This is a genomic window from Methylovorus menthalis (assembly GCF_020523625.1).
Taxonomy (GTDB): Bacteria; Pseudomonadota; Gammaproteobacteria; order Burkholderiales; family Methylophilaceae; genus Methylovorus; species Methylovorus menthalis.
Map to the genome: position 1 here is coordinate 1,679,650 of NZ_JAJAQH010000006.1, position 13,920 is coordinate 1,693,569.

At 57.0% G+C, this 13,920-nt stretch carries 12 protein-coding genes; all 12 read right to left on the bottom strand.

Annotated features, from left to right (window positions below; genetic code table 11):
- Positions 1 to 32: 32 nt before the first annotated feature.
- Complete coding sequence (locus LG204_RS13810; protein WP_230337812.1) at positions 33 to 2,390, bottom strand: serine/threonine protein kinase; 2,358 nt, start codon at positions 2,388 to 2,390, stop codon at positions 33 to 35.
- Positions 2,391 to 2,514: 124 nt separating this feature from the next.
- A complete protein-coding gene (locus LG204_RS13815) occupies positions 2,515 to 3,459 on the bottom strand; it encodes a response regulator transcription factor (RefSeq protein ID WP_230337813.1) in 945 nt (314 codons plus the stop codon).
- The gene (locus LG204_RS13820; RefSeq protein WP_230337814.1) at positions 3,443 to 6,898 is read right to left on the bottom strand and encodes a hybrid sensor histidine kinase/response regulator; all 3,456 of its coding nucleotides are present in this window, start codon (positions 6,896 to 6,898) and stop codon (positions 3,443 to 3,445) included. The genes LG204_RS13815 and LG204_RS13820 overlap by 17 nt, the downstream gene beginning before the upstream one ends.
- A 306-nt stretch (positions 6,899 to 7,204) precedes the next feature.
- A complete protein-coding gene (locus tag LG204_RS13825) occupies positions 7,205 to 7,783 on the bottom strand; it encodes a HupE/UreJ family protein (RefSeq protein ID WP_230337815.1) in 579 nt (192 codons plus the stop codon).
- 37 nt (positions 7,784 to 7,820) lie between these two features.
- On the bottom strand, positions 7,821 to 8,447 hold the full coding sequence (ureG, locus tag LG204_RS13830) for an urease accessory protein UreG (protein WP_230337816.1): 627 nt from the start codon (positions 8,445 to 8,447) through the stop codon (positions 7,821 to 7,823).
- Between the two features lie 59 nt (positions 8,448 to 8,506).
- Complete coding sequence (locus LG204_RS13835) at positions 8,507 to 9,193, bottom strand: urease accessory protein UreF (protein WP_230337817.1); 687 nt, start codon at positions 9,191 to 9,193, stop codon at positions 8,507 to 8,509.
- The gene (gene ureE / locus LG204_RS13840; RefSeq protein ID WP_230337818.1) at positions 9,183 to 9,680 is read right to left on the bottom strand and encodes an urease accessory protein UreE; all 498 of its coding nucleotides are present in this window, start codon (positions 9,678 to 9,680) and stop codon (positions 9,183 to 9,185) included. Before ureE ends, LG204_RS13835 begins: the two co-directional genes overlap by 11 nt.
- 61 nt (positions 9,681 to 9,741) lie before the next feature.
- Positions 9,742 to 11,445, bottom strand: coding sequence for an urease subunit alpha (gene ureC, locus LG204_RS13845; protein ID WP_230337819.1), 1,704 nt, complete (start codon positions 11,443 to 11,445; stop codon positions 9,742 to 9,744).
- Positions 11,442 to 11,750 (bottom strand): urease subunit beta, encoded by a 309-nt coding sequence (locus LG204_RS13850; protein WP_230337820.1) that lies wholly within the window; start codon positions 11,748 to 11,750, stop codon positions 11,442 to 11,444. Before LG204_RS13850 ends, ureC begins: the two co-directional genes overlap by 4 nt.
- Before the next feature lie 51 nt (positions 11,751 to 11,801).
- Positions 11,802 to 12,104 (bottom strand): urease subunit gamma, encoded by a 303-nt coding sequence (ureA, locus tag LG204_RS13855; protein WP_230337821.1) that lies wholly within the window; start codon positions 12,102 to 12,104, stop codon positions 11,802 to 11,804.
- Between the two features lie 146 nt (positions 12,105 to 12,250).
- Positions 12,251 to 13,120 carry an urease accessory protein UreD gene (locus tag LG204_RS13860; protein WP_230337822.1) on the bottom strand — a complete coding sequence of 290 codons (870 nt, stop codon included), beginning with the start codon at positions 13,118 to 13,120 and terminating at the stop codon, positions 12,251 to 12,253.
- Positions 13,121 to 13,216: 96 nt separating this feature from the next.
- Positions 13,217 to 13,906 (bottom strand): urea ABC transporter ATP-binding subunit UrtE, encoded by a 690-nt coding sequence (urtE, locus tag LG204_RS13865; RefSeq protein ID WP_013441533.1) that lies wholly within the window; start codon positions 13,904 to 13,906, stop codon positions 13,217 to 13,219.
- Positions 13,907 to 13,920: the final 14 nt, after the last annotated feature.

Consider the following 13,920-nt stretch of genomic DNA (forward strand, 5'->3'; position numbering starts at 1 on the left):
AGTGTGACCGCCATCACGCCATCGCGTTCGCATTACATTTTCTGGCGTATGGCCAGCACGGCCTGATTACGCAGGGTACGCAACAGGGAAAGCTGACGTTGCGAGATCTGCATGCTGTTGGCGGTAGGCATATCTGCATAAAACAGAGCAATAGGTTTGTCCTTGATCACGATAGGCAATAGCAGCAGGCTGCCTGTGGTCACCATGGCGCGATACCACGCGGGAATTTTATCTGCGATATTCGGGGCGTTGATATCGGCAATGGAGAGGTCAGCCGCCTTGCTGAGCGCAATCTGAAACACATCGGGCGCCGTATTGATGGGAAAGCGAAACTTCGGCAGCATGGCTTCGGCATCCTTGCCAAAACCAAACCGGGCCGCCATCACATTGTGCTTGGCATCGCGTACACAGATAATCGTGCGCTGAAACTCCATGCCGCGATGCATGGTTTCAAGCACCATTTGCATGATGTCATTGAGCTGATGCTCTTCCACCAGCGTATTGGTCACGTCCTGAATACCCGCCGACAAGATGGCATCGGCGTCGTGCCGCTCGGCATTGACGTCACCCTCATCGGCAATATGCCCCATATCCAGCCGCGTGATACCCGCCATGCTATCCACTTCGGGAACCAGTTCTTTGGTGACAACGTCTTCTTCCCCGGCCCATTGGCGCATCTTTTTCATCAAGGCACTTTGCGCGAGATTGATGCTGATGATCCCGGCTCGGGCCGACATTTCTGCCAGACTGGACTCAATCGCCCCACGCAATTGCAGCTCGGTAATCGCCACCGCATCCTTGTAGCGCTTCATGATCTTGCGTATGCCCTGGGTTTGCTGCTCGGCGTTGCCATGCGCAATCACGGCACAGAGCTCATTGGCCAGATTAACAGTGACGGTCAGGGTTTCGAGTTCACCATAGGGCTTGATCACGTCGCCCACCAGCCTTTGCATGCCCGCCAGCAAGCGCGGCGGGAAGTTCCAGCTCCTGGCGACGCCCACACCCAGTTCGCTGTACCCCATGCCAAGCACCTTTACCGCCGCCTTGTCTTCACTATCCCCTTGCTCCACCAGCCGCGCCACTTCCTGGCTTTCTTCAAAGAAGTAAAACGTCGCCAGCAATTTGCCCAGATTGCGAAACATGGAGCAGATCATGGCCTCTTCGGCATCGCGTATATTGCGACCGGAAGAAAATTGCGCGGCCAGTATTCCGGCAAAATAGGATGACAGCACATCATCCTTCAGCTGCGCGGCCTGTGCCTTGTTCTGTAAAAACTCGAACAGGATCAAGGTCATGGCCACATTGCGTACGGTCTCAAAGCCTAGAATCACCACCGCCTTGGAAATCGTGTTGATTTTGCCGCCAAACTGGCCGTAGGTGACTGTATTGACCAGTCGCAGCAGCTTGTTGGTCAGGGCAAAGTCCTGCAGGATCGTCTTGGTGAGGATATTGGTACTGGCTGATTCATCATCCACCACGCGATTGATCTCGCTCAGGGTAGACGACAAAATCGGGAAATCACTCTTGCTCTGCATTCGCCGCAGCAGGAACTCCAGCGTACTGTGCTTGCTGTCGTGCGCGGATTTTTGATCCTCGCGCGTCGGGTCCAGATACTGCTGCAAGGCCTGGTTCATGGCCGCAGCATTGGCATAGCGGTCATCCGGATTTTTTGCCAGCGCTTTCAGGATAATGGCCTCCAGCTGGGCATCCACATGGATATTGCGCTCGGAGGGTGCCGTAGTGGCGTCGTGCAGGGTTTTGCGCAGCACCTCATGCACATCATCGCCTTCCACCGCCGGCTTGCCGGTCACCAGTGTGTACAGCAGCATGCCCAGAGAATAGATATCCGCGCGCAGTGTAACTTTTTTGCCGGTAACCATTTCAGGGGCCATGTAATGTGGCGAACCATCAATACGCCCCGGGCTGGGCTGACTGATGCTGCGTGCTATTCCAAAATCCATGATCTGCGGCTGGCCGCTGGCGGTGAGCATGATATTGGCAGGCTTGATATCCAGGTGCAGCACACCCTGCTCATGCGCATAGGCAAGCGCATCCAGCAGGCTGCAGACAATCTGCACCGCACGGGTCAATGGCAGTGCAGGCTCCGCCTGCAACAGCTGCGCCAGCGTCTGCCCTTGCACATAGGCATACACCAGATAAGGCGCGCCATCATGTTCGCCCGCATCAAAAAGCGTGACGATATTGCCATGCTGCAACTTGCTGACGATGCGCGCTTCCTCAATCAGCGTGCCCATGCCCTCTTGCGTGGCATGCAGGGTTTTGATCGCGACATCGCGCCCAAGATGGCTGTCACGCGCAAGGTAAACGATGCCTTGTGCGCCCTTGCCCAGCATGCGCACGATTTCAAAACGGCCAATCTTTGCGGCCATATGCTCTCCACCCACAGAAGACGCCATGCCGCAAGGGCAGGCGCAGTCACCATTTATTGATTTACTGGATTTTTTATCCTGGTCCAACATAGCATATTCGGCCTTAAAGCCAAACGAGGAAACACTATATCTTGAGTTTACTTCTTGCCAGCGCAGATGCGGCGGTGCGGGTTTCTACCCCGAGCTTGGTGAACACGTGTTCGAGATGTTTGTTGATGGTACGCGGACTGGTACCAAGGATGTCGCCAATATCGCGATTGGTCTTGCCCTGAATAGCCCAGTACAGCACTTCGGACTCGCGACGGGTGAGTCTGAACGTCGTCATCAGCGCGTCAATCTTGGCGGCGTCCGATTCTTCATGCAGCAGGATCACCCACTGGTCATCGTTATCGATTTCAACCAAGGTAAAAATCAGGCGGCCACTACCTTGCGGAATGGTCAGCGTCGGCTTGTTGAGCCCGACGATGCCACCTTCAAACAGCTCTTTCAGCCAGCGCACCAGCTCAGGCGGCATGGTGGCGCTGTATTCCGGCATGGTCTCTTCACCAAAGTAGCGCTCCATCCACTGCCGCGCCAGCGGTGTCTGCCAGACGATCTTGCCTGTGCCCGGTGTCACGGCGATCGCCGCCTGGCCGAAGGCATCGAGCACGCCACGCGTCTGGTGCACCAGACGCGATGTTTTCAGATGCGCGCTGATACGTGCCAGCACCTCCGCCGTGCGTATGGGTTTGGTCACATAATCGGTACCACCCGCCTCAAATCCAGCGACAATGTTTTCAGACTCGGTGAGCCCGGTCATGAAGATCACCGGGATATGCCGTGTCGCCAGTTCCTGCTTGAGTCGGCGACACACCTCAAAGCCATCGAGGCCAGGCATGATGGCATCCAGCAGAATCACATCGGGCTGCGCCTGCGCAGCCGTGGCCAGCGCCGTTTCGCCATCCTGGGCAATCAGCACCATAAAGCCGGACTCATCCAAGGCATCGTGCAATACCGCCAAGTTGTCCAGCACATCGTCAACGATCAGAACGACCGTCTGCGTGCTACGGTCATCACTCGCTTTTTTCATGGAGACTCACTTCTTCCAGTATTTTTCGCATGGCGTCGAGCTGAAACTCTTTCAGCAGCCGCTGCATCAGGGTCACAAAGGGGCCGTATTGTGGGCCCAGCAAGGCAATGATTTCCAGTTTTTCTGCTACACCGCGTACAAAACCGATTTTCAGGAATGACTGCAACTCATGCAAAAATTCAGGGGGCGGGAATAGCAAAGGCTCCTGCGGCGGAGGGCTAGGCTCATTCACACTGTTTTCGCCACGTGTCACCCATTCCAGGCCCAGTCGGTTACCCATCCAGCCTAGTAGTTCAAACACATTCACCGGCTTGAGAATAATGTCTTCGGTCGGAATCCCAGCCGTGTTTTCCAGCCCCTTGTCGAAGGCATTGGCCGACACGATACCGATGCAGACATCGGACTGATGCACCTTGCGAATGATGTAGCTCGCCTCCCAGCCATCCATCACCGGCATCGCCAGGTCCATCAAAATGAGATCCGGACGGAAATTGGGATAAATCTCCAGACACTCGCGACCATTGGCCGCCTGGGCCATTTCAAAACCTAGTGGCTCAAGAATGTTAATGATCAGCTCGCGGTCCACATGCTCGTTATCCACCACCAGTACGCGCCGGCGTGGGCCCTGGTACGCTACCGGCTGTGCAATGATCACCGACTGCATCTCGTTGCTACTGTGAATTTGCGGAAGGAACAGGCGTATCTGGAACACCGTGCCACTACCCACCACGCTGCGGACACTCAGCTCGCCTCCCATTAACTGCGTCAGCATCTTGCTGATGGTCAACCCCAGGCCTGTGCCAGCCACCGTGCTGTTGTTGGCGGCACTACCGCGGGCAAAGGGCTCGAAAATTTCATCCAGCTCCTCTTTCAGGATGCCGGGGCCCGTATCCTCGATCTCGATGACAGCGAGCTCGCGCGCATAGCGCAACCGGAACACCACGCCGCCCTGCCGGGTGAATTTCACGGCATTGCCCAGAATATTGATCAGAATCTGGCTCAGTCGCTTCTGGTCGGCGCGCACCATGTCTGGCAAATCGCCGGTGAGTTGATAGCTGAAGGTCAAGCCCTTGTTACGGGCCTGCAGCTCGAACATGTCAACCACTTGCTGGATGAACTCGGGCAAGCGCAAAGGCTTGATATCAAAAGTGAGCTTGCCGCTCTCGATGCGAGCAATATCCAGTGTGCCCTCAATCAGTGATAGCAGGTGCTCACCACTGCGCCGAATCACGCGGATAGCGGGCTGGCGCGCGGCGGGAATGGAAATATCGTTATCCAGCAACTGCGCATAGCCAAGAATACTGTTGAGCGGCGTGCGCAACTCATGGCTGATACCGGTGATATAACGACTCTTGGCCTGATTAGCCTGCTCGGCCACCTGCCGCGCCAGTTGCAGCTCAGCGTCGGTTTGCCGGTGCAGCTCGATTTCGCGCAGCAGCAAGCCGGTCTGGCGATTGGATTCTTCCTGCGCCACGCGGCGGCTTTCACTGGTGAGTACCAGCCACCAGGCGATCACAGCACTGGCAAACACCAGCGCAGCAAAGACCTTGAGGAAGGCCAGTCGCAAAGGCCCGAGCAAAGCGGCAGCAGCACTTTTCTCCAGGATCAAAGTTTCGTGGAAATAGATAAGCCCGAGCAAAGCACCCAGAAATGCCAACGTCACGCCCATCAGCAGCAGATAGTTACTAAGGCCACTCTGCAAATAGGACCACAAGGCTTTGGGGAACACAAACTTGAGCATGTCCTGCCACTGCTCGGAGAAACGCGCCTGTGGTTTGCAGGCATCATTGCAGCGGGCATCCAGACAGCAGCACAGCGAGCAGATGAAGCCCTGGTAAGCCGGGCAGTTGGCCATGTCGTCTGTTTCATAATCATTGCCACAGACAGAGCACTTGGCAATGCGCATGGGAATGCTGGATTGCGGCAAGGTAAACTTGAATGGTTCACGGGCAATGTAATAACGGCCGCGCGTCGCCCAGGCGATGAGCGGCGATGCCAGCAAGGCGGTGAATAGCGCGATAAAGGCCGAGAAGGCTTGTGCCTGCTGCCCGAAGGTGCCGGAAAATGCCAGAATGGAAAGCAGGGAAGACAGCAGCATGGCCCCCACGCCCACCGGATTGATGTCAAAAAGATAGGCGCGTCGGAACTCAATGCCCTTGGGGCTCAGGCCCAGCGGTTTGTTGATCACCAGATCGGCCACCACCGCCGCGATCCAGGCAATCGCAATATTCGAATAAAGGCCCAGCACCTGCTCCAGCGCCTGGAACACATCCAGTTCCATCAGCATGACGGCGATCAGCGCATTGAACACCATCCACACCACGCGCCCCGGGTGGCTATGCGTAAGTCGCGCAAAGAAATTGGACCAGGCGAGCGAACCGGCATAGGCATTGGTCATGTTGACCTTAACCTGCGAGATCACCACAAACAGCGTCGTGACACCAAGCACCAGCTGTGGCGACGAGAAGACGTAATTGAAACCGGCCATGTACATATGGGTGGGATTGATTGCCTGCTCATGACTGACGCCCTGCTCGATCACCAGATATGCCAGCAGCACGCCACCGAGCATTTTGAGTATACCCAACAATATCCAGCCCGGCCCCGCCAGCAAAACACCGGCATGCCATTGCCATTTGTTCTTCTCGGTTTTTTCCGGCATGAAGCGCAAGAAGTCCACCTGCTCGCCAATCTGCGGGATCAGGGCGATACCCACAGCAATGGCGGCACCAAACATAAGGAAGTTGAAATCGCCATGCAAGCCGGAGCTGCCGCTATAGGCATGCAGGCGATTGAGGATATCCGGGTCTTTATAGATCACAAAAATGAAAGGCAAGGCCAGCAGCACCAGCCATATCGGCTGGGTGATCATCTGGATGCGGCTCACCAGCGTCACGCCGTGGGTCACCAGCGGTATCACCACTAGCGCGCTGACCATATAGCCTATCCACAGGGGCAGATGAAAACACAGCTCCAGCGCATAGGCCATGATGGCGGCCTCAAGCGCAAACAGGATAAAAGTGAATGAAGCGTAGATGAATGAGGAAATGGTAGAGCCGATATAGCCGAAGCCCGCGCCCCGTGTCAGCAGATCCATATCCACGCCATATTTGGCAGCGTAATAACTGATCGGTAGACCGGTCATGAAGATGATCAGGCCGACAGCCATGATGGCCCAGAAAGCATTGATGAAGCCATAGTTGACGGCAATGGTGCCGCCTATGGCCTCCAGCACCAGAAAGGAAATGGCGCCGAATGCGGTATTCGCCACCCGCAGCACCGACCACTTGCGGAAGGAACGTGGAGTAAACCGCAAGGCGTAGTCTTCCAGGGTCTCGTTGGCGACCCATGTGTTGTAGTCGCGGCGTATCTTCACGATACGCTGCGTCGCCATGGATTCGCCGTTCAATGCCCCGTCTGTGACTCTTCCGTCTGCCATCTAAATCCCGTCAATTTGCGCAGCGATGCCCGCTGCTGCTTTGTTATTTGTCTGGCACAAACCTGCCCCACTTCATCTTACGCAAGCCAAAAACATTTGGCACTGCGTCAAATGACGTATTTGAAAGATAAGCACGTCACATGCCTATCGCCCGCATAGTCACTGTTTTATAACACCAAAACCACGAAAATCGGGAGATCAACAGCAAGAGAAAGAGATGAATCAGTTAAGAGCAATCCAAGGATTGCGGTGGTAAGCGGGAAAAACCAACGCCCGCCCGGACGGGCAGGCGTCTTTTCAAACGATTCAGGCGAAAAGCATCCAGCCGCCAGCCAGTGCAATGATGCCGCCGATAGCATCCTGCAACCTTGCAGACAATGGCATGCCGCGTGAGGCCAGCAACAAGCCGCCAGCATGCAGCAAGGCAGTGGCCGCCAGCATGGCGGGCAACACCACCAGCGCAGAATGGGTCACCAGTTCAGCACCGTGCGCCACGCCATGCAGCAAGGCAAACAGGGCCACCAGCGTCACCTGCCACAGAGGCTTCAACACCACATGCAGGGCGATCAAGAGCCCAATGGCCATGACGCTGGCGGCGATGGCGGTTTCCATGGCAGGGAGAGTAAGCCCGGCCATGCCTGCCAGCGCACCCACCAGCATGACCAGCAAAAATGTCAGCGGCAATTGCCAGCGGGCGGCGCCGCCAAGACGCCCAGCCCACAGGCCCACAGCCAGCATCACCATCAAGTGATCCCATCCGGTAAGCGGATGCATGAAGCCCGCGGCGGCGCTCTCCAGACCATGGCCGGGATGTGCCAGCGCCAGCGTGGGGGAAAGCAGCAAAGCCATAGCGGCCAGGCCAGTTTTTTTACTTACATTTTTCATCGGAGACTCCTGGTTATAGCGTTAGCATTCTGTGCAATTACTGCATCAGCCCTTGTTTTTCAATGAAGCGCACAATATCTTCCAGGCCTTGCCCGGTCTTGAGATTGCTGAACAGGAATGGCCGCTCGCCGCGCATGCGTTTGGCATCGCGGTCCATGACCTCCAGCGATGCGCCTACCATGGGGGCGAGATCAATTTTGTTGATCACCAGCAAATCAGACTTGGTAATGCCGGGGCCGCCCTTGCGCGGGATCTTCTCTCCGGCCGCCACATCAATCACGTAAATCGTGAGATCTGACAGCTCTGGGCTGAAGGTGGCAGCGAGGTTATCGCCACCGCTCTCGACAAACACCACATCCAGTGGCGCAAAGCGCTGACTGAGTTGCGCCACCGCTTCCAGATTCATGGACGCATCTTCGCGGATGGCGGTATGCGGGCAGCCGCCGGTTTCAACGCCGATAATGCGATCCGGGCTCAAGGCTTCGTTGCGGGTCAGAAACTCGGCATCTTCCTTGGTATAAATATCATTGGTGACGACGGCAATGTTGTAGACATCGCGCAAGCGCTTGCACAGCGCCAGCGTGAGTGCGGTTTTGCCCGAGCCCACTGGTCCGCCTATGCCGACGCGCAGCGGTTCGGTCGCGTGTTCTGTTGATGTGGTCATGTCTTGATTTCCTTGCTTTGATCTAACTGTTTATTGCGATGGACATGGCCATCTCCCCATCAGGAGCGAAATAGCCTTGTATATTGTGTTTCATGGCGGCAGCCAGCAATGCTGAGCCCGGGGCAGAAGTTGCTGATGTCCTCGTCCGGCAATGCCATGGCACTCGCCACCAGCGCGGGCAATCGCCCTCCCAGTTCCAGCAGGATTTTTTGCCCGGCCACTTGCCCCAGCGGCACCGCCTTCATGGCAGCGGATACCTGGTTTTCCAGCCAGGACCAGGCATAAGCATGCAATGCCTGCTGAGGCGAAATCTGCCATTGATCGGCAATGCCGGCATATACCGTGATAAACGCTGGTGTCGGCATGGCCTGCAAGCGCGTCAGCCAATCCCCGGGCAGACTCTCAAATTCACTCAGCAAGCGCACCAGTGAATAGCCCATCTGGCGACTTTCGGCATGCGCCTCGGCAGTATCGCGCCCGGCCTGATAAAACGCATCCCACTCACTGACCGCTGGCTGATTACTCGCCGCCCATGCCTGCATCAGGCGGTGCAAAAGCGGTAGCTCAAACTGCCCCTGATACATGGTCAGCACAGCCCCTATCCAGGCCTCGGCAGTGGCTTTATCAGTGACATCGCCGCACTCAATCGTCCACTCAAGGCCTTGCGAATAACTATAGGCCCCCACCGGCAGCATGGGGCTTGCCAGCTGCAACAAGCGGGAAAGCGCCAATGCTTTACCCGGCATGGCGTTTCAGCCGCATGGGCGGGCGCAGGTTAGCGCCAGTATCGTCATCATGGGAATGGCGGTGACCACCGCCATACGCCCCGGCCTCGGGTTCAAATGGCGCATGCAATTCATGCACCGTCACATTCAGCCCCAGCAGCATGTCTTTCAATACGTGATCCTGCTCAAGCCGTAACCAGCCCTCCCCCACTTGCAGGGGCACATGGCGATTACCCAGATGATAGGCAGCACGGGTCAGTGTCGGTGCATCGGGTGCGGTAACATCCATCACTGGCTGCTCAGCCGCTAGCACTTCAATAATGCGACCATCTTCAGCGCGCAGGCAATCGCCGCCACGCAGGATGGTGCCGCGCTCCAGCAGCAAGGCCGCCTCCTGGCCGGATTGCAGGGTGACGCGCAGGCGGCTTTTCTGGCGCCGGTCAAAGGGCAATGCCACCCTGTCATCAATATGGTCGTGACCAATGGCCCGTTCAAATATGTTCAGCATCTCGCTCATTCAACCTGAGGTTCTTTCTGATGCACGCTCACCATCATCTGCACTCGCGCAGCTAAAACAGGAAATAGCGCTGAGCCATGGGCAGCACGGTGGCGGGCTCGCACACCAGCAGCATGCCATCGGCGCGCACGGCATAGGTTTCGGTATCCACATCAATCGTTGGCATCCAGCCATTGTGGACCATGTCTTTTTTCTTGACGTCGCGGGTGCCACGCACGGCCACCAGCGGCTTTTGCAGCCCCAGCGCCGCCAGTTGCGGATTATGCAGCGCCGCTTGCGAAACAAAGGTCACCGAGGTTTTGAGGCCACCGCCGTATGCGCCAAACATATGGCGATAGTGCACAGGCTGTGGCGTAGGGATAGACGCATTGGGGTCGCCCATGGCGGCCGCGGCAATCATGCCCCCCTTGAGGATAGTGGAAGGCTTGACGCCAAAAAACGCCGGACGCCACAGCACCAGGTCGGCCAGTTTGCCGACTTCAATCGAGCCGACTTCATGGGCAATGCCATGTGTCAGCGCGGGGTTGATGGTGTATTTGGCGATATAGCGTTTCACGCGGAAATTATCGTTGCGTGCTGTATCTTCAGCGAGTGCACCACGCTGCACTTTCATTTTGTGCGCGGTCTGCCAGGTACGGATGATAACTTCGCCGACGCGGCCCATGGCCTGCGAGTCGGACGACATCATGGAAAAGGCACCGAGGTCATGCAGGATATCCTCGGCAGCAATCGTCTCGCGGCGTATGCGACTTTCGGCAAAAGCGATGTCTTCCGCAATGGCCGGATCAAGGTGATGGCACACCATCAACATATCCAGATGCTCATCGATGGTATTGACGGTATAAGGCCGCGTCGGATTGGTGGACGACGGCAGCACATTGGCAAAGCCTGCCGCCTTGATGATGTCCGGCGCATGGCCGCCACCCGCACCTTCGGTGTGGAAGGTATGGATGGTGCGGTCCTTGAAGGCCGCAATCGTGGTTTCGACAAAGCCCGATTCATTCAGGGTATCGGAGTGGATGGCCACCTGCACATCCATGTCCTCGGCCACGCTCAGGCAATTATCAATGGCGGCTGGTGTGGTGCCCCAGTCTTCATGCAACTTGAGGCCAATCGCCCCCGCTTCCACCTGCTCCACCAGCGGCTGCGGCACGCTGACGTTGCCCTTGCCAAGGAAGCCCAGGTTCATGGGGAAGGCATCGGCCGCCTGCAACATGCGATGGATATGCCAAGGGCCCGGCGTACAGGTGGTGGCAAAGGTGCCGGTCGCAGGCCCGGTGCCGCCGCCTATCATGGTGGTCACGCCCGACATCAGCGCTTCTTCAATCTGTTGCGGGCAAATGAAATGGATATGCGTATCAACGCCGCCTGCGGTCACGATCATGCCTTCACCGGCAATCACTTCAGTAGCAGCGCCTATGGCAATGGTGATGCCGGGCTGGATATCCGGATTGCCCGCCTTGCCGATGGCCGCAATGCGCCCGGCCTTGAGACCGATATCGGCCTTGATGATGCCGGTGTAGTCCACTATCAGGGCATTGGTAATCACAGTATCCGCGACTTCGGCAGCGACGCGCTGGCCCTGGCCCATGCCGTCGCGGATCACCTTGCCACCGCCGAACTTCACTTCCTCGCCATACAGGGTGTAATCCTTCTCCACCTCTATCCAGAGCTCGGTATCGGCGAGCCGCACGCGGTCCCCCACGGTGGGGCCAAACATTTCAGCATAAGCCTGCCGCGAAATCTTTACACTCATTTCAATGCTCCCATGACCTTGCCAGCAAAGCCGTAGACCTTCCTGTCACCCGCCAGCGCTACCAGTTGCACAGTGCGTGTCTGCCCTGGCTCAAAGCGCACAGCGGTGCCCGCCGCAATATCCAGCCGGAAGCCGTAGGCGGCCTGGCGGTCAAAGCTCAAAGCTTCGTTGGTCTCGTAAAAATGGTAATGCGAGCCTATCTGTATCGGGCGGTCGCCGGTATTGGCAACATCCAGCGTCACCGTGGCGCGGCCATCGTTAAGCACGATCTCGCCTGCTTCTACCTGCATTTCACCAGGAATCATGGTTATTCCTCATATTCTTGTTAGGCTTTGTGACTTGCGCTGAGTAAGGCATCAGGGAATGGGATGATGGACCGTGACCAGCTTGGTGCCATCAGGAAAAGTCGCTTCTATCTGTATCTCGGGGATCATCTCCGGCACCCCTTCCATGACATCATCCCGGCTAAGCAGCGTAGCGCCATAGCCCATTAATTCGGCTACGGTCTTGCCGTCACGTGCGCCCTCCATGATGGCGGCCGAAATATAAGCTATAGACTCCGGGTAATTGAGCTTGAGGCCGCGCGCCTTGCGACGCTCGGCCAGCAGCGCGGCAGTAAAAATCAGCAACTTATCTTTTTCTCTTGGGCTTAATTCCATAGTGACTCCATAATGCGCGTGACTTAAAACGCGCCTGACTTCATTCTCTCAGCATCCCGCCAACTCATCTTGCTTACCTGGACCTCTGCGCCATGGCTGAAAGCAGGCGATAGCATCAGTCCAGTTTAATTCATCCGCAGCCCGGCTCAGGTATTCCAGATACGCGGTCGCACGGCTTCGCGCTGACCATACCAGGGACGCAACAGCTGCCACAAGGCTTCAAAATAATGTCGGGCTTCCTGCGCCGAATCTCCCAGATAGCGTGCCGCCACCACTTCGGGCAACGCAGTAACACCAATGCGCGCTGCCGACGTCAAGGCCAGCGCCTGGCATTCCGCCAGAATATCCTTGGGCAGGCTGCCAGCCGCCACAACAAAACTGCCATTCACCACCGCGCCATGGAGCCCAACCGCCGAGCGCATCAGCAGCGCCTGCGGCTGAAAATTAGCACGCTCCAGCCAGAGCAGCCGTCCATCGCGGCGTATGCTGAAGCGCTGGCGCAAGGCTCCCTGCTGCCATTGCTCGCCGCGCGCCTGACGCCCAAAACACTGAATATCCCATCCGGCAAAAACAGCCTGACCAGTCAAGTGAATGTCGGCATCGAAATGCACATCAGCGCCATCAAACAATATATTTTCCTGCGGCAGCCATTCCAGTTGGGCCTGGTCAGCCAGATGAAACTGCAGCGTCTGACTGGCGCGACGGCCGCCGGACTTATACCACTTGCCTGCACCAGGGGTAGTCAGCAAGGCCTGCGATTGCGGCCCCAACGTAGCTTGCAGTGTCAGCTGATCGCCACCGGCAACACCTCCCGGCGGATGCACGATAATTCCATGGCAAAGATCAGGTCCTTCCGGATGCAGGCTTTTCTGTATCACCAGCGGCCCCTGATGGGAACGGCGAACCAGGGTGCTGCGTTGGTGGCTGACGGCAAACTCCAGCTCCAGCCTGGCCTGCCAGCCTGCGGCATAAGCGCCTGACATGGCGGTGACCGCCTCACGGGAAATCTGGTTCATACCGCATGATGACACAAAAAAATGGAAAAACGGACTGCGAAAAGGGCCGACTGGCAGTCTGAAAGGGCCTGCCAGTCGGGGGATACTCCCGGTCGCTCACACCGAGAGGTAACTCTTGATCTTGGCCGCATCCACTTCTTCACGCTTGTTTTCGTGGATGAATTTACCTTTGTCGATCACGATGATGCGGTCGGCAATTTCCATGGTGAAGCTGAGCACCTGCTCGGACACGATGATGGTGATCTCGCGCATTTTGCGGATTTCATTCAGCACCTTGGCAATGTCCTTGATGATGGAAGGCTGTATGCCTTCGGTGGGCTCATCCAGCAGCAATACCTTGGGGTTGGTCACCAGCGCACGGGCAATCGCTAGTTGCTGCTGCTGACCACCGGAAAGATTGCCGCCCTTGCGGTTACGCATCTCGAACAACACCGGGAACAAGGCATAGATATCCTCGGGGATTTCCCGCGTTTTGGATTTCTCCATGCCGGTCATGATGTTTTCCTGCACCGTCATGGTGGGGAATATCATCCGCCCCTGCGGCACATACGCGAGGCCCTTGGCGACACGTTCGTGGCTTTCGTTGCCATTGAGGTCTACACCATCCACCGTTGCCTTGGCGGCCTTGCTGGGCAGTATGCCCATCAGCGATTTGAACAGCGTGGTCTTGCCCATGCCATTGCGGCCCATGATAGCCAGGGTTTCGTTGCGCTCAGCCTTGAAGCTGAGGCCATGGATCACCTGGCTCTGGCCATAACTCACATTCAGGTCTTGAATTTCAAACATCGTCTGTCTCCCGT